Source organism: Nostoc mirabile CHAB5784 (assembly GCF_020829645.1).
GTDB lineage: Bacteria > Cyanobacteriota > Cyanobacteriia > Cyanobacteriales > Nostocaceae > Nostoc > Nostoc mirabile.
Genome location: NZ_JAIVFS010000037.1, coordinates 16,464 through 40,792 on the forward strand (window position 1 = coordinate 16,464; position 24,329 = coordinate 40,792).

At 43.9% G+C, this 24,329-nt stretch carries 24 protein-coding genes, 25 tRNA genes and 1 pseudogene; 40 read left to right on the plus strand and 10 right to left on the minus strand.

What is annotated here, in order from left to right; all coding sequences use genetic code 11:
* Positions 1-8: 8 nt before the first annotated feature.
* Complete coding sequence (locus LC653_RS46910; RefSeq protein WP_308189121.1) at positions 9-305, minus strand: hypothetical protein; 297 nt, start codon at positions 303-305, stop codon at positions 9-11.
* 195 nt (positions 306-500) lie between these two features.
* Here LC653_RS46910 and LC653_RS22245 point away from each other — a divergent pair, with 195 nt between their 5' ends.
* From LC653_RS22245 to LC653_RS22365, 26 genes are all read left to right on the plus strand, one after another.
* Positions 501-695, plus strand: coding sequence for a hypothetical protein (locus LC653_RS22245; protein ID WP_229496943.1), 195 nt, complete (start codon positions 501-503; stop codon positions 693-695).
* Between the two features lie 116 nt (positions 696-811).
* A tRNA-Glu gene (locus LC653_RS22250) sits at positions 812-885 on the plus strand.
* A gap of 73 nt (positions 886-958) precedes the next feature.
* A tRNA-Cys gene (locus tag LC653_RS22255) sits at positions 959-1,031 on the plus strand.
* 11 nt (positions 1,032-1,042) lie between these two features.
* Positions 1,043-1,118: transfer RNA gene (locus LC653_RS22260), tRNA-Met, on the plus strand.
* Between the two features lie 3 nt (positions 1,119-1,121).
* A tRNA-Trp gene (locus LC653_RS22265) sits at positions 1,122-1,193 on the plus strand.
* Positions 1,194-1,263: 70 nt separating this feature from the next.
* A tRNA-Glu gene (locus LC653_RS22270) sits at positions 1,264-1,334 on the plus strand.
* Between the two features lie 7 nt (positions 1,335-1,341).
* Positions 1,342-1,484, plus strand: a tRNA-Tyr gene (locus LC653_RS22275).
* 4 nt (positions 1,485-1,488) lie between these two features.
* A tRNA-Ser gene (locus LC653_RS22280) sits at positions 1,489-1,575 on the plus strand.
* 4 nt (positions 1,576-1,579) lie between these two features.
* Positions 1,580-1,654: transfer RNA gene (locus LC653_RS22285), tRNA-Arg, on the plus strand.
* Positions 1,655-1,675: 21 nt separating this feature from the next.
* Positions 1,676-1,750: transfer RNA gene (locus LC653_RS22290), tRNA-Phe, on the plus strand.
* A gap of 6 nt (positions 1,751-1,756) precedes the next feature.
* Positions 1,757-1,831: transfer RNA gene (locus tag LC653_RS22295), tRNA-Asn, on the plus strand.
* 205 nt (positions 1,832-2,036) lie between these two features.
* Positions 2,037-2,109: transfer RNA gene (locus LC653_RS22300), tRNA-Gln, on the plus strand.
* 3 nt (positions 2,110-2,112) lie between these two features.
* A tRNA-Gln gene (locus tag LC653_RS22305) sits at positions 2,113-2,188 on the plus strand.
* A gap of 6 nt (positions 2,189-2,194) precedes the next feature.
* Positions 2,195-2,272, plus strand: a tRNA-Leu gene (locus tag LC653_RS22310).
* Positions 2,273-2,278: 6 nt separating this feature from the next.
* A tRNA-Leu gene (locus tag LC653_RS22315) sits at positions 2,279-2,353 on the plus strand.
* A 273-nt stretch (positions 2,354-2,626) separates the two neighbouring features.
* Positions 2,627-2,699: transfer RNA gene (locus LC653_RS22320), tRNA-Pro, on the plus strand.
* Between the two features lie 4 nt (positions 2,700-2,703).
* A tRNA-OTHER gene (locus LC653_RS22325) sits at positions 2,704-2,802 on the plus strand.
* A gap of 96 nt (positions 2,803-2,898) precedes the next feature.
* A tRNA-Thr gene (locus tag LC653_RS22330) sits at positions 2,899-2,971 on the plus strand.
* Positions 2,972-2,975: 4 nt separating this feature from the next.
* Positions 2,976-3,046, plus strand: a tRNA-Gly gene (locus LC653_RS22335).
* Positions 3,047-3,055: 9 nt separating this feature from the next.
* A tRNA-Gly gene (locus LC653_RS22340) sits at positions 3,056-3,127 on the plus strand.
* Positions 3,128-3,132: 5 nt separating this feature from the next.
* Positions 3,133-3,207: transfer RNA gene (locus LC653_RS22345), tRNA-Val, on the plus strand.
* 6 nt (positions 3,208-3,213) lie between these two features.
* Positions 3,214-3,287 (plus strand) — tRNA-Arg (locus tag LC653_RS22350).
* 86 nt (positions 3,288-3,373) lie between these two features.
* Positions 3,374-3,447: transfer RNA gene (locus tag LC653_RS22355), tRNA-Ala, on the plus strand.
* A 6-nt stretch (positions 3,448-3,453) separates the two neighbouring features.
* Positions 3,454-3,527, plus strand: a tRNA-His gene (locus LC653_RS22360).
* 5 nt (positions 3,528-3,532) lie between these two features.
* Positions 3,533-3,661 (plus strand): hypothetical protein, encoded by a 129-nt coding sequence (locus LC653_RS46310; RefSeq protein ID WP_267923150.1) that lies wholly within the window; start codon positions 3,533-3,535, stop codon positions 3,659-3,661.
* Positions 3,662-3,793: 132 nt separating this feature from the next.
* Positions 3,794-3,864: transfer RNA gene (locus LC653_RS22365), tRNA-Lys, on the plus strand.
* Between the two features lie 218 nt (positions 3,865-4,082).
* Here the strand turns inward: LC653_RS22365 and LC653_RS22370 are convergent.
* Positions 4,083-5,171: a glycoside hydrolase family 3 N-terminal domain-containing protein gene (locus LC653_RS22370; protein WP_229496944.1), complete on the minus strand. Its 1,089-nt coding sequence runs from the start codon at positions 5,169-5,171 to the stop codon at positions 4,083-4,085.
* Between the two features lie 383 nt (positions 5,172-5,554).
* Between LC653_RS22370 and LC653_RS22375 the strand changes: the two genes are divergently transcribed.
* The 5 genes from LC653_RS22375 to LC653_RS22395 all read left to right on the plus strand — a co-directional run bounded on the left by LC653_RS22375 (position 5,555) and on the right by LC653_RS22395 (position 11,102).
* On the plus strand, positions 5,555-6,511 hold the full coding sequence (locus LC653_RS22375; protein WP_229496945.1) for a phytanoyl-CoA dioxygenase family protein: 957 nt from the start codon (positions 5,555-5,557) through the stop codon (positions 6,509-6,511).
* Between the two features lie 491 nt (positions 6,512-7,002).
* Positions 7,003-8,442: a 15-cis-phytoene desaturase gene (gene pds / locus LC653_RS22380; protein WP_229451495.1), complete on the plus strand. Its 1,440-nt coding sequence runs from the start codon at positions 7,003-7,005 to the stop codon at positions 8,440-8,442.
* Positions 8,426-9,358, plus strand: coding sequence for a 15-cis-phytoene synthase CrtB (crtB, locus tag LC653_RS22385; RefSeq protein WP_229483135.1), 933 nt, complete (start codon positions 8,426-8,428; stop codon positions 9,356-9,358). Before pds ends, crtB begins: the two co-directional genes overlap by 17 nt.
* A gap of 141 nt (positions 9,359-9,499) precedes the next feature.
* Positions 9,500-9,591: transfer RNA gene (locus LC653_RS22390), tRNA-Ser, on the plus strand.
* A gap of 191 nt (positions 9,592-9,782) precedes the next feature.
* The gene (locus LC653_RS22395) at positions 9,783-11,102 is read left to right on the plus strand and encodes an ABC transporter substrate-binding protein (protein ID WP_229496946.1); all 1,320 of its coding nucleotides are present in this window, start codon (positions 9,783-9,785) and stop codon (positions 11,100-11,102) included.
* Positions 11,103-11,204: 102 nt separating this feature from the next.
* Here the strand turns inward: LC653_RS22395 and LC653_RS22400 are convergent, their stop codons facing one another.
* On the minus strand, positions 11,205-12,047 hold the full coding sequence (locus LC653_RS22400) for a hypothetical protein (protein ID WP_229496947.1): 843 nt from the start codon (positions 12,045-12,047) through the stop codon (positions 11,205-11,207).
* A 545-nt stretch (positions 12,048-12,592) separates the two neighbouring features.
* Here LC653_RS22400 and LC653_RS22405 point away from each other — a divergent pair.
* Both LC653_RS22405 and LC653_RS22410 read left to right on the plus strand, forming a co-directional pair.
* On the plus strand, positions 12,593-12,910 hold the full coding sequence (locus LC653_RS22405) for a hypothetical protein (RefSeq protein ID WP_229496948.1): 318 nt from the start codon (positions 12,593-12,595) through the stop codon (positions 12,908-12,910).
* Between the two features lie 390 nt (positions 12,911-13,300).
* Entirely contained in the window at positions 13,301-15,028 is a 1,728-nt protein-coding gene (locus tag LC653_RS22410; RefSeq protein ID WP_229496949.1) for a succinate dehydrogenase/fumarate reductase flavoprotein subunit, read from the plus strand.
* 180 nt (positions 15,029-15,208) lie between these two features.
* On the opposite strand, the gene LC653_RS22415 is transcribed toward LC653_RS22410, so the two are convergent.
* From LC653_RS22415 to LC653_RS22425, 3 genes are all read right to left on the minus strand, one after another.
* Positions 15,209-15,409 carry a DUF6887 family protein gene (locus LC653_RS22415; protein ID WP_229496950.1) on the minus strand — a complete coding sequence of 67 codons (201 nt, stop codon included), beginning with the start codon at positions 15,407-15,409 and terminating at the stop codon, positions 15,209-15,211.
* 15 nt (positions 15,410-15,424) lie between these two features.
* Complete coding sequence (locus tag LC653_RS22420) at positions 15,425-15,616, minus strand: DUF6888 family protein (protein WP_179065927.1); 192 nt, start codon at positions 15,614-15,616, stop codon at positions 15,425-15,427.
* 86 nt (positions 15,617-15,702) lie between these two features.
* Complete coding sequence (locus tag LC653_RS22425; protein WP_229496951.1) at positions 15,703-16,248, minus strand: T4SS efffector SepA family protein; 546 nt, start codon at positions 16,246-16,248, stop codon at positions 15,703-15,705.
* An 8-nt stretch (positions 16,249-16,256) separates the two neighbouring features.
* Here LC653_RS22425 and LC653_RS47425 point away from each other — a divergent pair.
* Together LC653_RS47425 and LC653_RS22430 are read left to right on the plus strand one after the other, a co-directional pair.
* Positions 16,257-16,409: pseudogene (locus LC653_RS47425) on the plus strand (DUF6888 family protein); the annotation flags it as partial.
* 3 nt (positions 16,410-16,412) lie between these two features.
* A complete protein-coding gene (locus LC653_RS22430; protein WP_504828431.1) occupies positions 16,413-16,658 on the plus strand; it encodes a DUF6887 family protein in 246 nt (81 codons plus the stop codon).
* Positions 16,659-16,688: 30 nt separating this feature from the next.
* Here the strand turns inward: LC653_RS22430 and LC653_RS22435 are convergent, their stop codons facing one another.
* Positions 16,689-17,087 (minus strand): helix-turn-helix domain-containing protein, encoded by a 399-nt coding sequence (locus tag LC653_RS22435; RefSeq protein ID WP_229483147.1) that lies wholly within the window; start codon positions 17,085-17,087, stop codon positions 16,689-16,691.
* Positions 17,071-17,184 (minus strand): type II toxin-antitoxin system HigB family toxin, encoded by a 114-nt coding sequence (locus LC653_RS22440; protein ID WP_372478210.1) that lies wholly within the window; start codon positions 17,182-17,184, stop codon positions 17,071-17,073. Before LC653_RS22440 ends, LC653_RS22435 begins: the two co-directional genes overlap by 17 nt.
* Before the next feature lie 104 nt (positions 17,185-17,288).
* On the opposite strand from LC653_RS22440, the gene LC653_RS22445 reads away from it, so the two are divergent.
* The 4 genes from LC653_RS22445 to LC653_RS22460 all read left to right on the plus strand — a co-directional run bounded on the left by LC653_RS22445 (position 17,289) and on the right by LC653_RS22460 (position 20,067).
* The gene (locus LC653_RS22445; protein WP_229496953.1) at positions 17,289-18,251 is read left to right on the plus strand and encodes a protochlorophyllide reductase; all 963 of its coding nucleotides are present in this window, start codon (positions 17,289-17,291) and stop codon (positions 18,249-18,251) included.
* Between the two features lie 34 nt (positions 18,252-18,285).
* Entirely contained in the window at positions 18,286-18,453 is a 168-nt protein-coding gene (locus LC653_RS22450) for a hypothetical protein (RefSeq protein WP_229496954.1), read from the plus strand.
* Between the two features lie 228 nt (positions 18,454-18,681).
* On the plus strand, positions 18,682-19,134 hold the full coding sequence (locus LC653_RS22455; protein ID WP_229496955.1) for a DUF29 domain-containing protein: 453 nt from the start codon (positions 18,682-18,684) through the stop codon (positions 19,132-19,134).
* Positions 19,135-19,446: 312 nt separating this feature from the next.
* A complete protein-coding gene (locus LC653_RS22460) occupies positions 19,447-20,067 on the plus strand; it encodes a TMEM165/GDT1 family protein (RefSeq protein ID WP_229496956.1) in 621 nt (206 codons plus the stop codon).
* A gap of 166 nt (positions 20,068-20,233) precedes the next feature.
* Here the strand turns inward: LC653_RS22460 and LC653_RS22465 are convergent, their stop codons facing one another.
* Positions 20,234-21,127 (minus strand): tetratricopeptide repeat protein, encoded by an 894-nt coding sequence (locus LC653_RS22465; RefSeq protein ID WP_229496957.1) that lies wholly within the window; start codon positions 21,125-21,127, stop codon positions 20,234-20,236.
* A gap of 378 nt (positions 21,128-21,505) precedes the next feature.
* Between LC653_RS22465 and patR the strand changes: the two genes are divergently transcribed.
* Positions 21,506-22,534, plus strand: coding sequence for a heterocyst master regulator PatR (gene patR / locus LC653_RS22470; protein WP_229496958.1), 1,029 nt, complete (start codon positions 21,506-21,508; stop codon positions 22,532-22,534).
* Positions 22,535-22,636: 102 nt separating this feature from the next.
* Here the strand turns inward: patR and LC653_RS22475 are convergent, their stop codons facing one another.
* Positions 22,637-23,806 carry a homocysteine biosynthesis protein gene (locus LC653_RS22475; RefSeq protein ID WP_229496959.1) on the minus strand — a complete coding sequence of 390 codons (1,170 nt, stop codon included), beginning with the start codon at positions 23,804-23,806 and terminating at the stop codon, positions 22,637-22,639.
* Positions 23,807-24,329 lie beyond the last annotated feature (523 nt).

The window sequence follows — 24,329 nt, forward strand, 5'->3', positions numbered from 1 at the left end:
GTCTTCGGCTAGGGCCCATCATCAATGCCTAGAGCAATAACCTTCTCGTTATTCCTGGGATGCACCTGATAAACTGTTTTTCCCTGAAATTTAGTCGGGACTGTAAAGGTAGGGTTTTCTACTTTGGCTGGCGGTAGTTGGGCATTAATTTGGCCCTTTGCTGGATGAGCTTGAACTTGTGCAATATGGATTTTGCTTAAAGGCTTGTTCAACCCCAATTGTGGGCCGATACTACAAGCTGTAATCGTAGAGGCGATCGCGACAAAACTAATTATCTGTTGTCGCTTGCAGGAATTCTCTGTCACGTCAGGCTTTTAAAGATTCACCCAATCATAAGCTGTAGTTTGACTTTTCAGAGGGTTTAGCAAGCTCAAATATAAGCGCAGAACATTTTCTAGACAATTTCAAAAAATTTTTATGAAACCCCTTGACACCTCTTGTAGTATTTTGTAGTATAAAAGTAGTGAGGCGAAAGACAAAGCTTCTCAAGGGTCAAAGTTATGTTCTACATACAACTAAAGGACAGACGTTGGAATAAACCAAAGTCCCCAGTCAACAAAGCTGTTCCTACTTGCAAACCATCGGAAGTAGAAGCAATCAACCAAAAAAGTTTTAAGTTTGCACTTAGCAAAACCACAGAATACATCCGTAATACACAACAGGCTTGCTACCTAGAGTTTCGGTTGTTTTCCTAACAGTTTCTAACAGTTAAAAGTAAATTTTCTGAACCATGAAAACTAAATAAGAAATGGGCAAGTTCACCAAAAATCTGTGCCTAGAAGCTTAAATATTAGGCACAGATATTAACTATGGGGGTATAGCTCAAATGGGTAGAGCGATCGCAGCTCGTGCGATAGGTTACGAGTTCGATTCTCCTTGCTCCCGTGTAGCCTTGTGGATGACTAGCTAAGTCGCTGTGCCTCTGGTGCGGGTGCAACTTCCGTCGAGGCTCCCAAATGGCTGAGTAGCCAAGTGGTCGAAGGCGTCGGTCTGCAAAACCGATATCGTGAGTTCAAATCTCACCTCAGCCTCTGGTGCTTTCCGCAGCGTAGCTTAATCAGCAAAGCCCCAGGTTCATACCCTGGTATATGCGGGTGCAAATCCCGCCGCTGCCACCAAATGCAGGGATGGTGTAACGGCAACACCTCGTGACTCCAAATCCGATGTTCTGGGTTCAAATCCTAGTCCCTGCGTCAGACAATTTTAGATTAAAAAATTTAATCCAAAATCCAAAATCTAAAATCTAAAATTCGGTAAATTATGCCCTCGTGGACGAATGGTTAAGTCAGTGCTCTTTCAAAGCACAGATGCGAGTTCAATTCTCGTCGAGGGAATGATTATGGGTCGTGGCCGAGTCTGGCTGAAGGCGACAGTCTGTAAAACTGTTCTTTTTTGCACGCAGGTACCCTTCCCTTCTCTACGAGAGGCTGCGCCAACGGGACGCTCCGCGAACGGGAAGCAAGCTACAAATCCTGCTCGACCCACTATGGAGAGGTGGCTGAGTGGCCCAAAGCGTCCTCCTGCTAAGAGGAAACGGGTGTTTACCCGTCGCAGGTTCAAATCCTGTTCTCTCCGCTTTGAGAGTGTGGTGTAATCGGATAACATCTCAGTCTACGAAACTGAAGACTTGAGGGTTCAAATCCCTCCGCTCTCGTTACATGATCTTTTCTCCTATCCCCCGGTAGCTCAGTTGGTAGTTAGCGCCTGTTTGAAAAACAGGAGGTCGTCGGTTCGATTCCGACCTGGGGGGCTTCGTTGCCTCATAGCTCAATGGTAGAGCAAGCGGCTGTTAACCGCGCGGTTGTAGGTTCGAGTCCTACTGAGGCAGCCAATCATAATTCGTAATTACTAATTCGTAATTCGTAATTAAATAGGGTTGATACACACGTTTCTATAACCTGCTTTTATGTTAGTCGGGCGTTTAAATCCCGGTCACAAAACATAATTACGTTAGCGCAGCGTAAAGCCTTCGGCATGGCTTCGCTTAGAGCGAGTCCGCGAGCGTCATTACGAATTACGAACTACGAATTGTTTAATGCCGGGTGGACGAATTGGTAAGTCGCATCGCTCTGAACGATGAGGTTGCAGGTTCAAACCCTGCCCTGGCAATAAAGCCCTGTGGTGTAATTGGCAACATAGCGCCCTTTGAAGGCGAAGATTCTAGGTTCGAGTCCTGGTGGGGCTGCCAAACTTTGCTCTTGTAGCCCAATTGGAAGAGGCTGCCGTCTCAAAAACGGTATTGTTGTGGGTTCGATTCCTACCAAGAGTACCAAAACTTGCTCCTGTAGCCCAATTGGAAGAGGTGGCAAACTTAAAATCTGTTTGGTTGTGGGTTCGACTCCCACCAGGAGCACTGATACCAATTCGTAATTCGTAATGACGCTCGAAGACTCGCTCTAAGCGAAGCCATGCCGAAGGCTTTACGCTGCGCTAACGTAATTCGTAATTAAGAAAGTCAGATTTCATCTGGGTTTCTAGGTTTGAATTTGTTGCGGGATTTTAGAGAATTGGTACAAGCTCTCGTGGCGGAATGGAAGACACACGCTTACCGAGGATCTAGTTTTTTGCAGATACCTTTGAGGAAGCCGCTTTGCGTCTATAAATCCTGTCGGGAGTACCAAAATATCTGGGTGTGGCGCAGTTGGGAGCGCGGGAGTTTTGGGAACTCCAGGTCGCAGGTTCAATCCCTGCCACTCAGACTTTGCCCTTGTAGCCCAACGGAAGAGGCGCTACCCTGCGGGAAGCCGCTTCGCGTCTACGCTTAGAACGAAGAGGTTGCTGGTTCAAATCCAGTCAGGGGTATTGGTGAATATGCGGGGATAGAGCAACGGTGGCTTGTGGGGCTGCATAACCTGAACATCGGCAGGTTCAACTCCTGCCCCCGTCACCAAAATTAGTGCTGGTGTAGCTCAATTGGCAGAGCAACTGATTTGTAATCAGTAGGTTGCAGGTTCAATTCCTGTTACCAGCTTGATGCGGGTGTGATGTAACGGCAGCATGAGACGCTTCCAACGTCTTCGTGCGAGTTCAAATCTCGCCGTCCGCTCTGAAACTTGCGGGTGTGATGTAATCGGTAGCATCTGAGTGCGCCATACTCAGTGCGTGGGTTCAAGTCCCTCCACTCGCTTGCGTAGTCCTGTAGCTCAACGGTAGAGCAGTTGTCCTACAAGCAAAGGGTTGCAGGTTCAATTCCTGCCAGGACTACCAAATATTGGGAGTGTAGCTCAATGGAATAGAGCTTCGAGCTTCTACCTCGAAAGTTGTGGGTTCAAGTCCTACCACTCCCGCTTAAACAAGTCAAAAGTCAAAAGAAAGAATTTAATTATTTCTTTTTCTTTATTACTTTTTACTTTGCTCTTTTCACTTGTTTGATGGGGTCATAGCTCAAATGGATAGAGCGCCTGCCTTGCAAGCAGGAGGTTATGGGTTCAAGTCCCATTGATTCCACTGATGGTGTCTGAAGCCAAAGTGGTCGAGGCGCTGGTTTGTGGAACCAGTCATAGCGGGTTCAAGCCCCGTCAGATACCCCTGAATGGAAGATGCTGCTGAATGGTCGGCAACTGGTCTTGAAAACCAGGGTACAGCAAACTGTAGCGGTACCCTACGGGAAGCAAGCTACGATTCCCCATCTTCCGCCTATCCACCTGAAGCCGAAAAGTGAGGCGCTGTGCTGATAACACAGAAATAGGAGGGGCAGTACCTCCCTGGTGGATTTATATCTAGTGTTGGTGTTAACAACGCTTGCGATGTAAGTATACGATCGCACTTGCTCATTTCTTATTTAAATTAACTAGGGTGGTTGGCATAACGGCTGTGCAGTAGGCTTTTAACCCGCAGAAATAGGTTCGACCCCTATACCACCCATTAAGCAATTCAAAATTCAAAATGACGCTCTCTACGAGACGCTGCGCGTAGCTTGCTTCCCCGCAGGGGTACGCGGACTCGCTCATAGCGTTGCCATGCCGTTGGCGCAGCCTAAGAAGAGAAGGCTTTACGCTGCGCTAACAAAATTCAAAATTAAGAAATGCAATCCTAGCTAGCCTTTTGAAAATTGCTAATATGCAACTTTAATGCACGTTAGGTTATGAATAGGAACTAGCGATCGCTAGTTGAGCATGTTGCAATAATATATCTTTATCCAGAACATGTACGGGATATTGCGGTGTTAGTGCCAGTAGTTTCTCAATTCTTTCTCTGGCTGCTTCCACTACTGATTCATCTAAGCTAGCCTTGCTGAGGGAATCGACGAAATCTTCAGCAATCTGATAAGTTCTTTCAATAGATGATGAATTAATATTACGCGAGACAATAAACAGGTCGCAGCCTGCATGAAATGACCGCGCTACAGTACCAGCTTTAATAAACATATCTGAGATCGCTTTCATATCTAAGTCGTCAGATACAACTACTCCCTCAAAGGCAAGTTCCTCTCTAAGTATGGTTTTGAGAATAGCCTGGGAAAGCGTTGCTGGCACATCAGCATCTATCTTAGGAAATAAAATATGGGCAGTCATGATTAAAGGAATCTGTACTTCGATTAAAGCTCTGAAAGGTATGAGTTCTCGAAGTCGCAGGTCTTCTAAAGTTAGATTCAGTATTGGTAGCTCAATGTGAGAGTCTTTGCTGGTGTCTCCATGTCCGGGGAAGTGTTTGGCGCATCCCAAAATTCCTGAATCTCGAAGTCCAAGGTAGTAGTCACGCGCACCTTGAGTAGCAGTTTCGGGAGTGTTACCAAAAGCGCGAGGCCCAATCACGGGGTTGTGGGGATAGGAAAAAATATCTGCTACAGGTGCCCAAGATAAATTTATTCCCAGTGATTTTAGTTCTAATGCTGTGGCTTTTGCTACTTCGCGGGCGTGCGATCGCAGCAATAATGCATGAGGAAACCGCGTAATCGGCAGTGGTGTGCGAATGACACGCCCTCCTTCATGATCCAAAGTCATAAACATCGAATCACGTTCAGCATATTCTCGTATCTGATTGTTTAAATCTTTGAAGCTTTCTAGCCAAACTTGATATGGGGTGCCATCCAAAAAGTTCTTGGCAAAAAAGATTACCCCAATCGGTCTCAATTCATTGAGGGCACGTTTATCATCATCGCTTAATGTCGTGCCAGAAATACCTAGAATCAGGTGATGTCCAAAGCACCTTAGCTCCTGCGATATTGGCATAATCCTTTACCTATACTTGTGTAGCAAACAACTGCGATATTCAACCTATGAAGACATAAACCCTGATTCTACACCCTTATGGGGAGTGGGAACTTTTAAGAGGCAGGAGGGAAAGAATTTTCTGTTTGCTCTCCTACTTGTTGAACAATGCCCTATGCTCAATACCCTTCAACCTCTCAGTAACTCTTTAAAAAAGACTGACTTATAAAAAGAAACAGTAAATAGACTCTCAGCAAATATTATTCATTATTTAACAATTAAGATACAAATTAGATGATATTACTTACATAAGTATAGATTAGTGTTTCCGCAAAAAGATTTTTGCGGTACTCCTTTGGAATCACTCTGTGAATGCATCCTACTATCTGAATCTCAGGAGACTTATGTCTATAAGTTTATTCAACAACTATCTAGATAGAATTTTTTCCAAATTTTATAATATTTGTTATGAAAATTATAAAGGATTGACTAAAAATCCCAGATGGCTTTTAATGCGTAAAATTGCCCGATTTAAAACTGGGCGAACTATAATGATATTTTTGTTAAAACCCTCAAAAAAATTATGTTCATCAGTTGTTAATGAGAGCAATAGTTGTTTTAAAGATGTGAATATAGACGACGTTGTTAACACCCTCAAAACTGAAGGATTATATTTGGGAATTAATTTACCCCAAGAGATTGTTAAAGAAATAGTCGAATTTGCTCATTCAACAGTTTGTTATGGCAATCGAAAAACAAATATGGGTTTCTTTTATCATCAAAAGGAACAAGCTCAAATCAAGTCAGGAAAACATTTTATCATCGGTAGTTATTTTAATACGTCTTTGCTTTGCCCTGCTATAAAAAAACTTCAAAATGATCCAAAGTTATTGGCAATAGCTGCTAGATATTTAGATGTTCAAGCAGTACATCAAGGGAATATGATGTGGTGGAGTTTTTCAGGAAAAACAACGTATTATGAAAAAAGCCAAGCTGCTCAATTGTTTCATTACGATATAGACGATTATCGGTTTCTAAAGTTTTTCTTTTATTTGACTGATGTAGATGATCAAAGCGGCCCTCATGTCTGTGTTCGTGGTAGTCACAATAAGAAGAAGCTGTCACATCTTTGGCTACGTAAACGAGAGACAGATGAAGAAATCATCGATTATTATGGTTCTGAATCTTTAGTAAAGATTTGTGGCAACACTGGTTTTGGATTTGTGGAAGATCCGCTTTGTTTTCATAAAGGAATTACTCCTACTCATAAAGACCGTTTAATATTACAAATAGAATTTGCCCGAACTGACTATGGAATGCAGCACGACTTCCGAGCATCTTCTCTACTGAAATGTATTTAGGTAATTTATGTGGTAATGAGTTTACTCTTCAGTTTCCACAATTGTAACCCTGATGTAACAGCAAAAATACTTAACCAAAATATATTTGGTCTTTATTTTTACACTAATTAAGTGTTTGCCGAACAAAAGCATCCTGGAAATCAATTGGTAGTCTTTCACCACTGTCCGAGATATTTTCTCAGATCAGATACACGGATTCCAAAAGAAATCAACTAGTTTAAGACCACATTTGAGATTAACTATTTTAGTTAAAGGAATTACTTTATGTTTGCCTAAATTTCCTGAATGTAAATTTAGATGAAATGCTTCCCAAAACCTATTACCAACAATGGTATTGGCAATTTTGTTGGGCAGGTACGTGTAAATAAAATTCCCTTTGGCAAAAGTTTTTTGGGGAAGCGATCGCACAAGAACTGCCAAATGTTACGGTTTGCAACGTATAATGAGAATCGACAAAACCATTAAGAAATATTGAAGGGCATTAGGGTTAAATGCGAGTAGCGATCGCGGGTGCTGGTTTAGCAGGACTTTCCTGCGCGAAATATCTCACAGACGCAGGTCACACTCCCATTGTCTTGGAAAGCCGGGACGTATTGGGTGGTCTTGTTGCGGCGTGGAAAGACTCTGACGGCGACTGGTATGAAACCGGGTTACACGCCTTCTTTGGGGCATATCCTAATATGCTCCAATTGCTCAAAGAGTTGGGCATTGAAGACAGACTCCAGTGGAAAGAGCATACGTTGATTTTCAATCAACCGGACAAGCCTGGGACACTCTCACGTTTTGATGTTCCAGATATTCCATCTCCTTTCAACGTGATTGCATCGATTCTTCGCAACAAAGACATGTTGACTTGGGAGCAGAAGATTCGGTTTGCAGTTGGCCTACTTCCAGCAGTGGTTCGGGGTCAAAAGTATGTTGAAGACATGGACAAGTACAGCTTCTTAGAGTGGTTGAAAAGGCAAGGTGTTGACGAGCGGGTAACTAGTGACGTTTTTATCGCCGCATGTAAAGCGCTCACCTTTATCAATCCTGATGAAGTTTCGGCAACGATTCTTTTAACTGCACTGAATCGTTTTCTGCAAGAACGATATGGCTCCAAGATTGCATTTTTAGATGGTTCTCCCACAGAACGTCTATGCAGCCCAATCGTAGATTACATCACAGAACGCGGTGGAGAAGTGCGGTTGAATGCCCCCTTGAAAGAGATTTTGCTCAACGCCGATGGCACGGTAAAAGGATACTTGATTCGAGGCTTAAATGGGGCAGAAGATGAAGTTATCACAGCAGATTCGTATGTATCTGCCATGTCGGTTGACCCTTTAAAGGTCATGTTGCCTAAACCTTGGAAACTTATGGAGTTTTTCAAGAAGCTAGAAGGCTTGGAAGGAGTACCAGTGATTAACCTGCATCTGTGGTTTGACCGGAAACTTACAGAAATTGATCACTTGCTTTTTTCGCGATCGCCTCTCCTAAGCGTTTATGCTGATATGAGCAATACCTGCCGTGAATACGCCAACCCCAATCGCTCAATGCTGGAATTAGTTCTAGCTCCGGCAAAAGATTGGATTGCCAAATCTGATGAGGAGATTGTGGCTGCAACGATTGCTGAGTTGGAAAAACTTTTCCCCGACCACTTTGGGGGAGACAATCCAGCAACATTGCTGAAATCTCATGTGGTGAAAACGCCGCGTTCAGTTTACAAAGCGACCCCTGGTCGTCAACAGTACCGCCCCGCACAAGTTACGCCCATTGCCAACTTCTATCTCGCCGGAAGTTATACCATGCAACGCTACTTAGGCAGTATGGAAGGTGCCGTACTTTCTGGTAAGCTGACAGCGCAGGCAATTTCTGAGGCTCTCCCGGTAGCAAATTCCTCAAACCTGCAAACGCTCACCCGACCGCCCGCAACGAATGCTGCAACTGCCTGATTCCCCCCCGCGCATGAAAACGCTGGTCTCTGTAGACGAGTCATACAAACTTTGTCGGCATCTCACAGCAAAGTATGCCAAGACTTTTTACCTGGGTACTTTGCTCATGAGTCCGGTAAAACGTCAATCTATTTGGTCAATTTATGCTTGGTGTCGCCGTACAGATGAATTGGTGGATGGGCCCGCATCTGCTATTACCACGCCAGAAACCCTAGACCTATGGGAACAGCAGCTGGAATCGATTTTTGCGGGACACCCATTAGAAAATTACGATGTCGCTTTAGTTGATACCCTCCAGCGCTTTCCCATGGACATTCAGCCCTTTCGGGATATGATTGCCGGTCAGCGCATGGATTTATATCGCAGCCGTTATGAAACCTTTGAGGACTTATACCTCTACTGTTACCGCGTTGCTGGCACTGTTGGCTTAATGTCAACAGCAGTTATGGGTGTAGATAGCACCATATACACCGCTCCGTGGCAGCAGAACAAACAACCTTATGTTCCCACAGAAGAAGCGATCGCTCTGGGAATTGCCAATCAACTCACCAACATCCTGCGGGATGTGGGAGAAGATGCCAAACGGGGGCGAATCTACATTCCCCTTGAGGACTTGGCAAAATTCAACTATAGCGAACAAGACTTCTTCAAAGGTGTGGTAGATGATCGTTGGCGGGCGCTGATGCGCTTTCAAATTGACCGGGCCCGCCAATTCTATAGCACATCCGACCAGGGAATTACTTATTTAGCATCTGATGCCCGTTGGCCTGTATGGGCAGCATCAATGCTGTACGGTCAGATTTTGGAGGTGATTGAACGCAACGATTATGATGTGTTCAGTCAACGGGCTTACGTTCCCCAGTGGAAAAAGTTACGCACTTTGCCCTTAGCTTGGATGCGATCGCAAGTCCTTTAAAAAATTAGTCATTTGTCCCTAGTCCTTAGTCCTTAGTATTTTATAAATAACCAACGACTAATGACTAATGACTAATGACCAATGACTAATGACTATTGACTCTCCCAAACAAATCTGGTAACATTAATATTCGTGAGTCATGGAGAGGTGGCTGAGTGGTCGAAAGCGGCAGATTGCTAATCTGTTGTACGGCAGGCAACTCCGTACCGAGGGTTCGAATCCCTCCCTCTCCGTTTTCGAGCTTTTGATACACAGAGTATATTCTGTGTAAAACGATAATATTAATCTAATGGTAAATATTTCTACTCCTAAAGATGGATGATATGATTTATCTTTTGGAGTCTTGATAAGATCCAGCTAACTTAAAAATCTAGTTTGAATCTTACTTTTAGGCTCCTAAATATCCGAGGAGTCAAAGTTACTTATGAGAAAAATTAGTGCCGCCTTAACCTTCAGTATAACTACCCTAGCAATTGGGTTCCTAGTTGGGGCTTGTGGTGATAATAGTACCCCCAATGGTGCAGCTAACAACGGAAGTACCGCTACCCCAGCAGCCAACTCAACTACTACAAGCACTGCTCAAGGGCTAAAAATTGGTTCGCTGTTACCGACAACAGGCGACTTGGCTTCTGTAGGACAGCAGATGCTAGGTTCTGTCCCTTTACTCGTCGATACGGTCAACGCTTGCGGTGGGGTAAATGGCGAACCAGTCAACTTGGTGCAAGTAGACGACCAAACCGACCCCAGAGCGGGTGCAGCCGGTATGACCAAACTAGCAACTTTAGATAAAGTGGCAGGTGTAGTTGGTTCCTTTGCCAGTAGCGTCTCTAGTGCAGCAGTCTCTATTGCCACACCGAATAAAGTTATGCTGGTTTCCCCTGGTAGTACTAGTCCTGTCTTTACTGAAAAGGCCCAAAAAGGCGACTATAAAGGCTTTTGGGCGCGTACTGCTCCCCCAGATACCTACCAAGCACTAGCTTTAGCCCAACTTGCCAGAAAAAAAGGTTTCAAGCGAGTTTCTACAGTCGTGATTAATAACGACTATGGCGTTGGTTTTGAAAAAGCATTTGTGCAAACTTTTGAAAAATTGGGTGGAACTATAGTTAATAAAGATAAGCCTGTCCGCTACGACCCGAAAGCCCAGACATTTGATACAGAAGCGGCTGCTGCTTTTGCTGGTAAACCAGATGCAGTCCTAGCTGTGTTGTATGCAGAAACTGGTAGTCTGTTCTTAAAAGCCGCCTATCAGCAAGGTGTGACGAAGGGAGTGCAAATTTTACTAACAGATGGCGTGAAATCACCTAGTTTCCCAGAACAAGTTGGCAAAGATGGTGATAAATTTATTTTAACTGGAGCGATCGGTACAGTACCCGGTTCCAATGGTAAAGCCCTAGAAGCTTTCAACAAGCTGTGGAAGGATAAAAAGGGTGGTGCGCCAGGAGAATATGCTCCTCAAGCTTGGGATGCGGCTGCGTTATTGACATTGGCGGCACAAGCTGCTAAGGAAAATACAGGTGTTGGTATAGCTAGCAAAATCCGTGAAGTGGCTGATGGGCCTGGCACGGAAGTTACCGATGTCTGCGAAGGATTGAAGTTACTTAAAGATGGTAAAAAGATTAACTATCAAGGAGCCAGTGGCAACGTAGATGTTGATGCTAACGGCGATGTCGTCGGTGTTTACGATGTTTGGACAGTAGGAGACGATGGCAAAATCAAGGTAATTGATAAAGTTACCCCCAAGTAAAAAGTTAGGAATTAGGAGTTAAGAGTTATGAATGAAATATTACTAACTCATAACTCCTGTACAGACGCGATTAATCGCGTCTCTACTCCTAACTCCTAACTTTTAAAAGCCAGTAAAGTTGTAACCAACTCCTAACAATAAGCCTATATCAGTTTCATCGAAAAATCCGGCATTCACAGCAGCCGTTGCTGTGAATTGAGGAGTTAGAGGCACATCAATGCCACCAGATACTAAAAAGGCTAATTGCGAATCATCACCAGTTTTGTAAGCTGCACCCACTCCAACGTAAGGTGCGATCGCTAACGGTTCGCTAAAAGCATCTGCTGGCTGAAAGCTAAAATCGTAGGTGATCGGAACTAGAACTGTGGTGTTGTCCCCAAATACAGCTGAGGGTCGCACCGATATAGCATTTGTCAGTCCAATTTTGCTGACTACCGCGAAGTTACCGTCACCCAAAGACGTGTCCCCACCACTCAAACCAATGTTAGCAGCGACACCAATATAGCTGCTGCCACCACGGGTAGTTGTACCTAAATCAATATCTGATTGCGCCACTTTGGTAGCAGATGGTTGAACAGTAGTTTGAGAAGTCGGTTGTACAAACTCTGAGGTAAGTGTTGCAGATGAGGTTGCTACTGTGCCTGGAATGGGTGTAGGCGTTACACTAGCGTTTTCCTGTATCTCAGCGTTTGGGGGCTGCTGTACCTTAGCTAAATTTGTTACTGTAAATGTTTCAGTTGTTTCTGTAGAAAGATTTTGGCTTACAGTGTCTAGTTCTGTACTAAACTCGTTGGGAGACGCTACGGTTGCGGAAGGGTCGGTTAATGCTTGACTGCTCACCTTGTCAACTGTCTGGGCACTTGCAGATAAGCCGCTACTCAGGACTGTAAGAGCAGCTATACTTGGCAACCAAAAAACACTTTTACGAAAAAAAATAGTATTCACGTTCACTCCTAAAACAATATTGCCACGAAAAATAAAGGGTTTTGTTGATTAAAGTCAACAAATTCGGGCAATACTCAAAATTTAACATCAAAAAATTGGTTTTTCCATTCTGACTTTACTGGATTTATTTAGTTAATATTTACTATCAAAAAATTAAATACCATATCCTAAATATCTGGAATTTGGCAGATGACAAAAATTATTTTTGCTTTAAGCAAAGAGTCTATTTGTTAAGGAGGTCATTAGGATTGCGAAAACTTTTAACAAAAAACTTAGCCTATATCAACACCTAGCTCTCTTAGTTTTTGTGCTAACTCCGTAGTACAAGAGAAGAAAAGAATTCCAAGTAGCGACTACAAAAGAAGGGCTTCCCGTAGCGTATGGTTGGTGTATTTCCGTCATGCTGCACTAGAAATTGTGCTTTGTAACAAAAAAAGTTGATTATGAAGTTATATTACGAAGCTTGCAAAAATATTTAGAAATTGTCTACAAGGCAAACATAGTTCTAACGTAGAACCTATTAGGAGAGACTTGAGGCAAATGTGATGAGCGGAAATAATACTCAAAAATATCGGTTTGTCTGTACCCTGACTTTCGGTGATATCTACGGTCAAATAATTGTTTGGTTGATTACAATTACCCTAAGTTTGGCATCAGCCTTGGCGCTTATGGGTGCCAAGCGGCCCGTGTACGCTTTAGCAACAGCTGGTCTTGTCGTTCTGCTTTCGCTACCTTTCTTGTTGTTTGCCTTTGTCACTACCTTGTTAAATCATATTGAAGTCAGTCCTGTAGGGCCTGAAACCAAAATGGAACCCATACCAGGTAATGTGTCTCAGCAACAACCTGTACAAGCGACTAGCTGAAGAGTTAGGAGTTAGGAGTAGAGACGCGATTAATCGCGTCTGTACAGGAATTATAAGTAGACGCGATTAATCGCGTCTGTACAGGAATTATAAGTGAAGACTTAACTCTTCGTTTTTAACTTTTCTCAAAATTTGTAATAGCATCCCTGTCTATAGGCAGGGATTTTTTCGTAGATAGGACTTACGCAAAATATCTCTCAAACTCTTATTTCTCCGTGCCGCGCCAGTTGCTTCAAGTCTCTTAACCGCAAGGGCGCACTGGCTTCTCTGCGCCTCTGTGGTTCGTTATTCCGTAACTTTTGCGTAAGTCCTAGTAAATATGCGATCGCACTACCTAATTAATCACGTCTCTACAATAGAACAGCAGTGGTTTGCAATCAAGGGCTAATTATGCTGGAACACGATGTGATTATTGTCGGGGGTGGATTGGCGGGATGTCGGGCTGCTGTAGAAATTGCCCGCACTGACCCTAATTTAAATATTGCTGTGGTTGCCAAAACCCACCCAATTCGTTCTCACTCGGTGGCAGCTCAAGGTGGTATGGCTGCATCGCTGAAAAATGTTGATTCAGAAGATACTTGGGAAGCACATGCTTTTGATACTGTCAAGGGTTCTGATTACTTGGCAGACCAAGATGCTGTGGCAATTCTCGCCCAAGAAGCACCAGATGTGGTAATTGACTTGGAACACATGGGCGTTTTGTTCTCTCGCTTACCCGATGGGCGCATTGCCCAACGGGCTTTTGGCGGACATTCCCACAACCGCACTTGCTACGCTGCTGACAAGACCGGTCACGCGATTTTGCACGAATTGGTTAATAACTTGCGGCGTTATGGGGTGCAAGTTTATGAAGAATGGTATGTGATGCGTCTCATTTTGTCAGAAAATGAGGCGAAGGGTGTGGTAATGTTCCATCTTTTGGATGGACGTATAGAGGTGGTGCGAGCCAAGGCGGTGATGTTTGCCACAGGGGGTTATGGTCGCGTTTATAACACTACCTCTAATGATTACGCTTCTTCTGGTGATGGTTTGGCAATGACTGCGATCGCAGGTTTACCCCTGGAAGATATGGAATTTGTCCAATTTCATCCCACTGGTTTATATCCGGTAGGGGTGTTGATTTCAGAAGCGGTACGGGGTGAAGGGGCGTATCTGATAAATAGTGAAGGCGATCGCTTTATGGCGAACTATGCACCCAGTCGCATGGAACTGGCTCCTCGTGATATTACCTCACGAGCGATCGCTTACGAAATTCGCGCCGGACGTGGTATTCATCTCGATGGGAGTGCTGGTGGCCCCTTTGTCTATCTGGATCTACGCCACATGGGCAAAGAAAAAATTATGAGTCGCGTCCCATTCTGCTGGGAAGAAGCACACCGTTTGGTAGGTGTTGACGCGGTAACTCAACCTATGCCAGTCCGCCCGACAATTCACTATTGTATGGGTGGTATCCCAGTTAATACCGATGGGCAAGTCCGCAGTAGTGGTGATGGTTTAGTTGATGCTTTCTTTGCTGCTGGCGAAACATCTTGTGTTTCCGTACATGGTGCTAATCGTTTGGGGAGTAATTCTCTGCTGGAATGTGTCGTTTATGGTAAGAGAACTGGGGCTGCGATCGCGCAATTTGTGCAAAAACGTAAGTTGCCCTCTGTGGATGAGCAACGATATGTAACGGAAGCCCAGCAACAAATTCAAGCTTTGCTAGAACAACCAGGACAGTACCGCATTAACCAAGTTCGTCAAGCCTTTCAGGATTGTATGACTGATTACTGCGGTGTTTTTCGTACTGAGGCATTAATGAGTGAAGGGTTGCACAAACTAGAAGAAATACAACAGCGATATCCACAAATTTATTTAGATGACAAAGGTAGTTGCTGGAATACAGAACTTGTGGAAGCTTTGGAATTGCGAAGTTTGATGATAGTGGGACAGACTATTTTAGCATCAGCTTTAAATCGCCAAGAGAGCCGTGGCGCTCATTTCCGCGAAGATTATTCCGAGCGAGATGATGCTAACTTTCTGAAACACACAATGGCTTACTATTCACCAGCCGGAATTGACATTCAATATCGTCCGGTGGCAATTACTATGTTTGAGCCAAAAGAGCGGAAGTATTAGCAAAAAGTAAATTTATATGGAAAATCGAGGGGACTAGAAAAATTTTGTCCACCTCGATTAAGAATAGGACTTACGCAAAATATCTCTCAAACTCTTATTTCTCCGTGTCCTCTGCGCCTCTGTGGTTCGTTATTCCGTAACTCTTGCGTAAGTCCTAAAGAATATGAAATGATTAAGTTATCAATCAGAACCTAATTGTTTCTGAATCACAGCTATTATCTTTTCTTCCCAAGCCGGATCACTTAATTTTATTGCAGCATCACGATGACGAGATTTTCGTCTATCCATGTAAGCATAAAAGGCTTCCTTATCATCCTTGTGGGTGAGAAAGTAACCCTTTAGCTCTTGGTCGCTCATTGCTGCATAGTTTACTTTATTCATAGTTCTATACTACATTCATGGTTCTATACTACCATCGGGCGTAATTTCTAGCTCTATTCCTTCATTTTGCCCAGCTAATATAAATATATTGAGCGATCGTTCATCTAATCGCACGATGTGAATTGGCTGAAACATCACATTTGTAAGTTGATGGCAAAGTCTATATAAGGATTGTAGCTGTTCTACTCTTGGTTGTAGCTCGTCCATGAATTTTTTCTTTATAAATTTATATGTAACGGATTTAATCATATAAACCCATCCAGCGATGCTCTCATAGTTGTGATTCTCACATCCTATTTAGCATTCCAAATGAACTTCCCCTTCTCACCGGGATACGCTGCTCCCTCTTTGTCGCGCCACTCGAAGTATATTTCGATTGGCATTTTCAAATTTTTCATTAAGTGCAAAGTGTTACGCCACGCTAGATTTGAATCTACACCTTGTATCGAAATGTTTACCTCTGGCAAGTAGTGAAAACCAGAATTAATTTTTTCACCCTTAACAACATGGGCAAGGGTTAGCTTCATGAGTTCCTCTACAGAAAATCCTTGTCGAATAGCAATTTCGTGTGCTGTATCGACGATTTTGCTCCAGTTCGGTTGATGAATTTCTTGACTACCAATGACGGCTCGAAGCACTCTGGTATGGTGCAAATTGCTTGGAGTATCAGGTTCAAGAACTCTATAATTCTCGGTTTCAGAAACTTGCTGAGGCTGGTAACGTGCCTCATATTCATTCAATAACTTCTCAATAACAGTGATGGGTGTATCCTCGAAAGGGACAGCCAGGGCTTGGAGCCTTTTGTAAATGGGATCAGGTATTCTGATAACTGGCATCATATATCCTTGTGTATTTACTCTATATAAATATAGATGTAACACAAATATATTTAAGCTGCCAGTTACTTTCTAATCTGTATCAGTCCATCCAGGTTTTCCGCTACGACCAAAAGTTGAAAACGCTTTATATTCAAGCTGGTTTGAACGATGAGATTGCAGTCAAAATTGATCAATCAATATGGGAATTGGAAATTTGTTGTATGATGCAGAACCTAAACCAGATGACCAATACTGAACTGAAACGATATCTTTCAGAACATAGAAATCAGGAAGAAGCGTTTCGGGCTGCATTGCAAGTTTTGATGAGTCGTTGTGACTCCGCTACACAACACCCTTATCCTTTCGATCTTGACAATCCTGAGAGCGAGGTAAAAGCTCTCCTTTTAGAGAAACTCAATCGAACTGAGTGAGAAGCGATCGCCTATATTTTAAATTGAGGCTTAGATAAATAGGCTAGGTGAAACCTTAAAGTAATCACCAAGCATTTTAGCTTGTGCCTTGCTAATCGAACGCTTACCATTAACAACCTCAGACACCACACCACTCGATCCAATAACGCCTACCAAGTCAGCTTGACGGGTTCCACTTGCTTCCATGATGTGTTGAAGTATCTCATGAGGCACAGATAAATCCATCGGGTAGTTCTGTGTTTCATATACTTCAATCAGCTTCACCAGCAATTTATGTAGAACTCGCTGCTCTGGAGTGCGATTTTTCGCAAAGGTTAGACGCTCTACCACTGTCAACACACGTTCATATTCGTCTTCCGTCTCAATTACCTTGGGAGCAACTTCAGCTACCAGATTGCGATAAGCAGTTTCGTCAAAAGTAAAAGTCATTTTTCCATTTGCCTTTATCGTATTCAGTATGTGTAAGAAAGTATTTGTAGTAAACTACCTGGTCTTCATAATCAATACCGACAATTAGAGTTATTATTTAGAGTACGGGTTAGTTCAGCCTAATCCAGCATCGAAAAAGCTGGTGACAATGATGGCTCACTGGTGTGAGATCCTAGAGACAGTCAATGGAGGCTGAACAGAATGGAACAACATCACAAGCCAACGGTTATAATCACAGGTGCATCTTCGGGGGTCGGTTTGTACGCTGCCAAGGCTCTTGTTGAAAGGGGATGGTATGTAGTGATGGCCTGTAGGGATATAGCGAAGGCTCAACTTGCAGCCCAATCTGTAGGAATCCCCCACCAGGGTAGCTACACCATCATGCATATCGATCTTGGCTCAATGGATAGCGTTCGACAATTTGTGAAGAACTTCCGAGCAAGTGGCAACTCCCTAGACGCTTTGGTATGCAACGCCGCAATTTATATGCCTTTGTTAAAGGAGCCACTGCGAAGCCCAGAAGGATTTGAGTTAAGTGTTGCTACAAATCACCTCGGACATTTCCTTTTGTGCAACCTGATGCTAGAGGATCTGAAGAAGTCATCTTCAGAGCCAAGGCTCGTAATTTTGGGAACTGTTACCCACAATCCAGACGAACTGGGTGGGAAGATTCCGCCGCGTCCTGACTTGGGCGATTTGCAAGGCTTTGCAGAAGGATTTAAAGAGCCAATCTCGATGATTGATGGCAAGAAGTTTGAACCCGTAAAAGCTTACAAGGACAGCAAAGTTTGCAACGTGCTGACTATGCGGGAACTGCATCGGCGCTATCACGAGTCAACCGGTATCGCCTTCAGCTCTCTCTATCCGGGATGTGTTGCAGAAACGCCGCTATTTAGAAACCACTATCCTTTGTTTCAGAAAATCTTTCCTTTATTCCAGAAGTACATCACTGGGGGATACGTGTCTCAGGAGTTGGCAGGAGAACGGGTTGCTGCGGTAGTTGCCGATCCTGAGTACAATCAATCTGGTGCTTATTGGAGTTGGGGAAATCGCCAGAAGAAAGATGGCAAGTCCTTTGTTCAAAAAGTCTCTCCTCAAGCCCGCGATGATGAAAAAGGCGATCGCATGTGGGAACTAAGCGCCAAGTTGGTTAGACTAGCATGACCGAAGGATGCAATAATTTGATTTTTACTTGATAATGACCTCTAAAGGTGAGGTGAGTGATGGCAAAGGTAAAACGCAGCGTTGGAGAAGGTTTTGGTTCACCGTTCCACTCGATGCTGATGAATCAACAGAACATAGCAAAATTTACATACTAGAACGCGAGACTACACCTCTGACAAAATTAATACCTCGTAATTCTTAGAATCCGTAAGGTGCGTTACACTCTGTTAACGCACCGATGTTAATCGTAAAGATGTAAGTAGATGGATATAATTAAATATAAGATAGTTCGTCATTGCGAACGAAGTGAAGCAATCGCAAAGACTGAGATTGCTACGCTTCACTTCGTTTCGCTCGCAATGACATCTTACATTTAATTGTGTCTACTTACTTACGAGAAATTATCTAACCATTTCCGATGGAAACTGCCATGTCTTCCCTAAAGGCGCATTCCCAAACGCTATATGACACGGATTACTTGCAATGGATAGAAACGACTGTGGAAAAATTGCAAAGTCACGACTACGCGAACGTGGACTGGGAAAACCTCATCGAAGAAATTGCCGACATGGGAAGGAGTGAGCGTCGGAGCCTCAAGAGTAATCTGATTGTAATTCTGGTGCATTTGCTCAAATGGCAATTTCAGCCTGAAAAAAGAAGCGGTAGCTGGGAAGGAAGCATCATTGAACATCGTAGACGTGTCAAAGAAGCTCTAGATGATTCGCCTAGTCTTAAATCCTATTTTGAGAGCGTCTTTGCGGAGTGTTATGCACAAGCGATTAAGCAAGCAAAAGCTGAAACTGGTTTATCAGTGGAATCCTTTCCTCTGTTATGTCCATATCAGCTACCAGAAGTCACAGATGATGAGTTTTTACCTCAGTAAGCACTGAATCAGGCTGTATGTGCAGCTTCGTTCTCTGTACAAGTTATACCTTTGTATTCGCTACTTTTGACTTCTACCCATAACAGATGTATAATGATAGTCGCATTGAAGGGGAGTAGCTGCTGGCAAAAAATATAAAAGCCAGTACATCTGAATCAACATACTGGCGATGAGCCTGGTTCAGGTGGCAAGTAATAAATATTTGAAAGCGAGACCTTCACTAAGTTCACACCGAAAAGTGTTAACTTGGTGAGGTCTTTTGGTTCTCATCAAGCTTCACATCGGTAAACGATTTTTCAGGAGCTTGAGAGAGTGTTAACAGCTTTTACCGCAGGTTTATTATTAATAACAGTTTCAGAACTAGGCGATAAAACATTTTTTATTGCTGTGATTTTGGCAATGCACCACTCGCGGCGGCTGGTATTTACAGGTGTGACAGCTGCTTTAGCCGCGATGACAATCCTTTCGGTGCTATTTGGACAAGCGGTATCTTTTTTACCAAAAGTTTATATTCATTACGCTGAAATAGTTTTGTTTATTGCCTTTGGTCTCAAGCTGTTATATGACGCTAGTAAGATGTCTCCTGCTGCTTGTGATACAGAAGTTATAGAAGAGGCCGAAGCTGCGGTGAAAAAAGCAGATTTGCAGTTACCAAAGCAAAAGACTTCCTTGGCAATTGTCATAGAAGCCTTTGTGTTGACATTTATGGCAGAGTGGGGCGATCGCACCCAAATTGCCACCATTGCCCTAGCAGCAGGTAATAATCCCATTGGAGTGACAATAGGTGCAATTTTAGGACATGCCTTATGTGCTGCGATCGCAGTTATCGGCGGCAAAATGATTGCCGGACGCATTTCCGAGCGTCAACTCACCCTGATTGGCGGATGCCTGTTTCTAGTCTTTGGTGTCATTGCTGCCATTGAAGGAGCGTGAGGGGAGCAGGGAGCAGGGGGAGCAGGGGAGGCAGGGGAAGCAGAATAAGAACTTCTGATTATTAAGCCATGCCCCATGCCCCATGCCCAATGCCCAATGCCCAATGCCCAATGCCCAATGCCCAATGCCCAATGCCCAATGCCCAATGCCCAATGCCCAATGCCCATTACTTTGGAGTACTTTCCGGTGAAGGCGCGGGAGATGCAGCAGGATTAGGGAGGGGGGAAGGTGTTGCTGCCTTCTTAATTACGTCTTTGTACTGAGCAGGTGCTAAAGCTGCGGCGCTATCAAACAAAAGTTTTGCATCTGCATCTTTGCCCTGTTGTTTCAGGAGCATCGCTTTTGCCATAACGGGGCGGAAATCCTTGGGGTCTTTTTTAATTGCCTGGTCATATACAGAGCTAGCTTGATCGTACCGTTTCTGGGAAGCATGAACAGAACCTAACAGCACCTGCACGGCTACTGTATCTACACTTACAGGCTGAATTGTATTTGCTTGGGCCGCGTTAGAAAGGGTTTCTTGCAGCAAACCAATGGCTGCTTCCGGGCGTTGCTGACTTATTAACAGATCCACCATTCCTTGCAAAGCCTTCAAATCGCCTGGTTTGGTGGACAAAATCGAGCGATAAGCTTGAGCGGCTCCTTCGCGATCGCCAATTTGTTGTTTGGCTTGAGCCAGTAGCACTGAATATTCTGACTGTTCGGGATTCAGTTTCGCTAACTTTTCTAAAGGTTCAATGACAACTTGGATATCAGCTGGTTTAACCTCACTTTTTTCTTTTTGACTCAGTAATTGTAGCCGCGCCTGTAATAAGCCCTTAAGCGCAGTCTGATTTTCTGGTTCCCTTTGCAAAACCAGTTCATAACCCCGTACTTCGTCTTCCAGTTTTGATTTTTGGTCAGCAGAGGTCAAAGTGCCTCTGGTGCTAGCGGTATTCTGGTTTGAGGGTGGCGTATTATTAAATGCTCCAATTATGGGAATCACCGAAACACCCACAAAAGCGAGAATTGCCACCGCCAAGACGATTTGAACTATCCAACGATTGCGCGGTTGAGACACAGTTTTGTCTTTCTCCTAAATTTTAATGACATTATCATTTACACAAATCGTAAAGTTAAAAATTTCCAAAACTTTGCGGAATATCGCCAACTGCCTGTGAATTTTATAACAATTAACTATTTACACTGCTAAAGTAAGTGATGACTTTAGGAGGAGCCGTCAGAATTGTAGCTATGATATGCTTCCGAAACTAGTGTAAAGGCGCTAAATTACACGTTTAGTGTTTATACACTCAATTTAGCGCCTTTAGTATTGTATAGAGTACCCTAGTGTGACTTTGTGAAAAGCAAATATACTTTCATCAGTCGCACAAATGCTCTTTCCAGCTGCCTTTGTAAAATCCCACAATGGGATGTGTCTGTGCCGCAAGGAGTTTTTATGAATTCCGACCTGATGCCGTTGCCTGAATCTTCCAATTCTTCTGCCTCTAACCAGGGCCCAACTAACATAGGGGCATCCCCTAATGTTAATACAGTAGCAGTCCAGTCCTCTAAACCTGAAAATTCGCCTGTCAACCCCATTGAAACTGACTCAAATGGCAACTTAATAAATCGACAGCAACCGATTCCGCCTCCCAGTGAGCCGATGCAATATCGAGCGATCGGGTTAGTTAGGGGTCGCTATCATGCTAGCAGCGAACAATTTACTCAAGGTACGCTGCTGACCACAGATGGTGTAGAACTCAATGCCGTCCTCCTAGGCCGGATTATGAGCTTAGTCAAGAATCATCTAGACTTAGAAAAAGAACACTTGTGGGTAGTATATCCACGCACAAGACAAGAGAATGATACCTTGCACATCCAAATCGTCGGAGTTTGGGAGCCAGAAAATCTGGCAAAAAACTCAACAGATGAAGACGAGTCAGACTTGGAGTTGCAAGAGTTACAGATTCCCGATGATGGCTTATCCGAAAACTCTGAACTAAGTACAATTCCCGTAATTCCCTCATCAGAAGTTGCAGATGGTGGTTTTTCTGTTCGTGGTGAGGTAGTATACCAATCTTTTGACGCTAAGAGCTTGGTAGTCAAAATTAGGCAGGCTGCACGCAAACCAACTGAGAAACCCAAGTATTTTAAATTGAAATTGAGGGGTGTGCTGACTACCAAAGCAGTAGGAAAGTTCTGGGACTTCCAAGCCAAGCGAGAAGCTGACGTTTTGATAGTAGAAAAAGCTGAGGCGATCGCTGACTTGCCCAAAAAACGCAAACCACCATTCAAAGGTGGCCCTCGTGCTGGCGGTGGCGGTAGTGCTGGTGGTAGAAAACCATTCCCCCCCAGACGCAGTGGCGAAACCCCACGTCCTATCAAGAAAACAGGCGCAGGCGGTGACACCTCTGTGGTGTCAAAACCTATACCTAAAACACCCGCTCCTAAGCCCATCAAGCGACCGAAACCAACTCAAGAGTAGGAATTGGGAATTGGTCATGGGGCATGGGGGATGGGGCATGGCTCAATAATCAGAAGTTCTTATTCTGCCTCCCCTGCTCCCCCTACTCCCCACTCCCCAATATCAAAAATCCGTCCTACGGTCTTGGGGTAGAAAAGATCGCTCCATCGGAATTGGGGAAACTGGTTCTGTCAGGGTAAACGTACCTGCTTCGATCCACTTTTTTAACTCTAGGGCGACTTGCCTAGAAAAAAACAAACTCGCTAAGGGGGCAGAGCGTACAGCTTTGCCCTCAATGGTGATCCGCCCAGATTTGAGTTGGGCGTAACTCACCAAACCAAAGGTGGGACGGACGCGCCGGGGAATGGAAAAATCCACTATTGGGGCTACTAAGTCTTGATCTTGGACGGCACAGTGTTCAACTACTTGTTCATTTAATACAGGGAGTGGTACACCAACACCTAACATCAATGAGGGGCCATAACTTTTGAAGTAACATCCCCGCACCCAGTGAGCATCCATTTGCTTGGCATCACCAATTAAAGCTAAAGTGGCTGAAGGCCCAACCGGTGTACGATTAGCTAAACGCTTTTGTAAAGGAAAGTGCTGAGTGCCTTCCCAGGCGACATAGCCAATACCACCGCCTAAAAAGATTCGAGTACCTATACCAACGAGCTGCAAATCGGGATCGTTGAGTAAAGGAGAAATAGCACCGGGGTTAGAGTAAACTGCATTCCCCAGACGCGGTTGTAAAGGGCCGAGATAGGTGAAGAGGGGGCGATCGCCACCATTTACACCAACAATAAAATTTTGATAAAGATTGCGCGGATTGAATAAATAGAACTGATTAATCGTTTCACTGGTAATTGTAGTTTCAAAAGTTGCTCTGGGATAACAATCTGTTACTTGCCCTTGCGCTTTTACGTGTATAGATTTACCAGCGATCAAATCTTCGATTACATGACCACCGCCACGTTCTCGGACTTCTTCCCCATCCATCGTCTCCATAGCAGAACTCGCACCCAAATATAAATCTACTGCCCCAAAACCAGAGTATGCTGGTATGCCATCTAACCAGCATCGGCGAATTTTTATCGGGGGGTCAGTGTGTCCGAGATTGATAATTGCACCACTTGATTCCATCGGCTCAAACGTGCCAGTGGTAATTACATCAACTTCTTTAGCAGCTTTAGTCACACCGATTTCTACAACTCGTGCTTTTAATTCTTCAGTTGTCAACACCACCGCACGTTGGCGGCTGATTTTTTCGTTAATTTCTGCAATTGTTCGCATTTTACAAGTGCTAGCGCTTCCTGCTGTCTTCCTTTTTGAAGGATATCTTGATAAATCACAGACTCTTGCATAATTTCCTCTCGAAATAGTTGTCGCTAATCTCTGCGCGACAGCTTAACACCCTGGATAGGGTTAAAATTTCAAAAAAACAATTCAACTATTGCAAAGTCCAAATCATATATTTTTTAGGGACTGCACGCTACCTATGTCCCAATACAGTTCAGTTAAGCAATTTTTCCTTCTCTTTCTTCTCTCTCTGTGTCGCCCCAGTTGCTTCAAGTCTCTTAACCGCAAGGGCGCACTGGCTTCTCTGCGCCTAATAAGGTTCGTAAAAAAAAACGACTTTGACAAAGAGTGCTAGCCTTAAGTGAACCGTATTGACCTATGTCCGAAATATTTTTTATGCCTACGTAGTCATTGCAGGTTACCGCAATCCCTAATCCCTTTTAATATTCTTGTGGCTACCAAAAAATGAGGGCATAGGCAACTTAACAACTTGCCAATACCCTCAGATATATAAACT

Coding starts and splice junctions, on each gene's coding strand:
- LC653_RS22420 (WP_179065927.1), bottom strand. CDS start 15,616: ATGGACGAGCTACAACCAAGAGTAGAACAGCTACAATCCTTATATAGA.
- LC653_RS22405 (WP_229496948.1), top strand. CDS start 12,593: ATGAGCGGAAATAATACTCAAAAATATCGGTTTGTCTGTACCCTGACT.
- LC653_RS22475 (WP_229496959.1), bottom strand. CDS start 23,806: ATGCGAACAATTGCAGAAATTAACGAAAAAATCAGCCGCCAACGTGCG.
- LC653_RS22455 (WP_229496955.1), top strand. CDS start 18,682: ATGTCTTCCCTAAAGGCGCATTCCCAAACGCTATATGACACGGATTAC.
- LC653_RS22245 (WP_229496943.1), top strand. CDS start 501: ATGTTCTACATACAACTAAAGGACAGACGTTGGAATAAACCAAAGTCC.
- LC653_RS22435 (WP_229483147.1), bottom strand. CDS start 17,087: ATGACTTTTACTTTTGACGAAACTGCTTATCGCAATCTGGTAGCTGAA.
- pds (WP_229451495.1), top strand. CDS start 7,003: ATGCGAGTAGCGATCGCGGGTGCTGGTTTAGCAGGACTTTCCTGCGCG.
- LC653_RS22410 (WP_229496949.1), top strand. CDS start 13,301: ATGCTGGAACACGATGTGATTATTGTCGGGGGTGGATTGGCGGGATGT.
- LC653_RS22445 (WP_229496953.1), top strand. CDS start 17,289: ATGGAACAACATCACAAGCCAACGGTTATAATCACAGGTGCATCTTCG.
- LC653_RS22425 (WP_229496951.1), bottom strand. CDS start 16,248: ATGATGCCAGTTATCAGAATACCTGATCCCATTTACAAAAGGCTCCAA.
- LC653_RS22395 (WP_229496946.1), top strand. CDS start 9,783: ATGAGAAAAATTAGTGCCGCCTTAACCTTCAGTATAACTACCCTAGCA.
- patR (WP_229496958.1), top strand. CDS start 21,506: ATGAATTCCGACCTGATGCCGTTGCCTGAATCTTCCAATTCTTCTGCC.
- LC653_RS22415 (WP_229496950.1), bottom strand. CDS start 15,409: ATGAATAAAGTAAACTATGCAGCAATGAGCGACCAAGAGCTAAAGGGT.
- LC653_RS22375 (WP_229496945.1), top strand. CDS start 5,555: ATGTCTATAAGTTTATTCAACAACTATCTAGATAGAATTTTTTCCAAA.
- LC653_RS22370 (WP_229496944.1), bottom strand. CDS start 5,171: ATGCCAATATCGCAGGAGCTAAGGTGCTTTGGACATCACCTGATTCTA.
- crtB (WP_229483135.1), top strand. CDS start 8,426: ATGCTGCAACTGCCTGATTCCCCCCCGCGCATGAAAACGCTGGTCTCT.
- LC653_RS46310 (WP_267923150.1), top strand. CDS start 3,533: ATGGAAGATGCTGCTGAATGGTCGGCAACTGGTCTTGAAAACCAGGGT.
- LC653_RS22450 (WP_229496954.1), top strand. CDS start 18,286: ATGACCTCTAAAGGTGAGGTGAGTGATGGCAAAGGTAAAACGCAGCGT.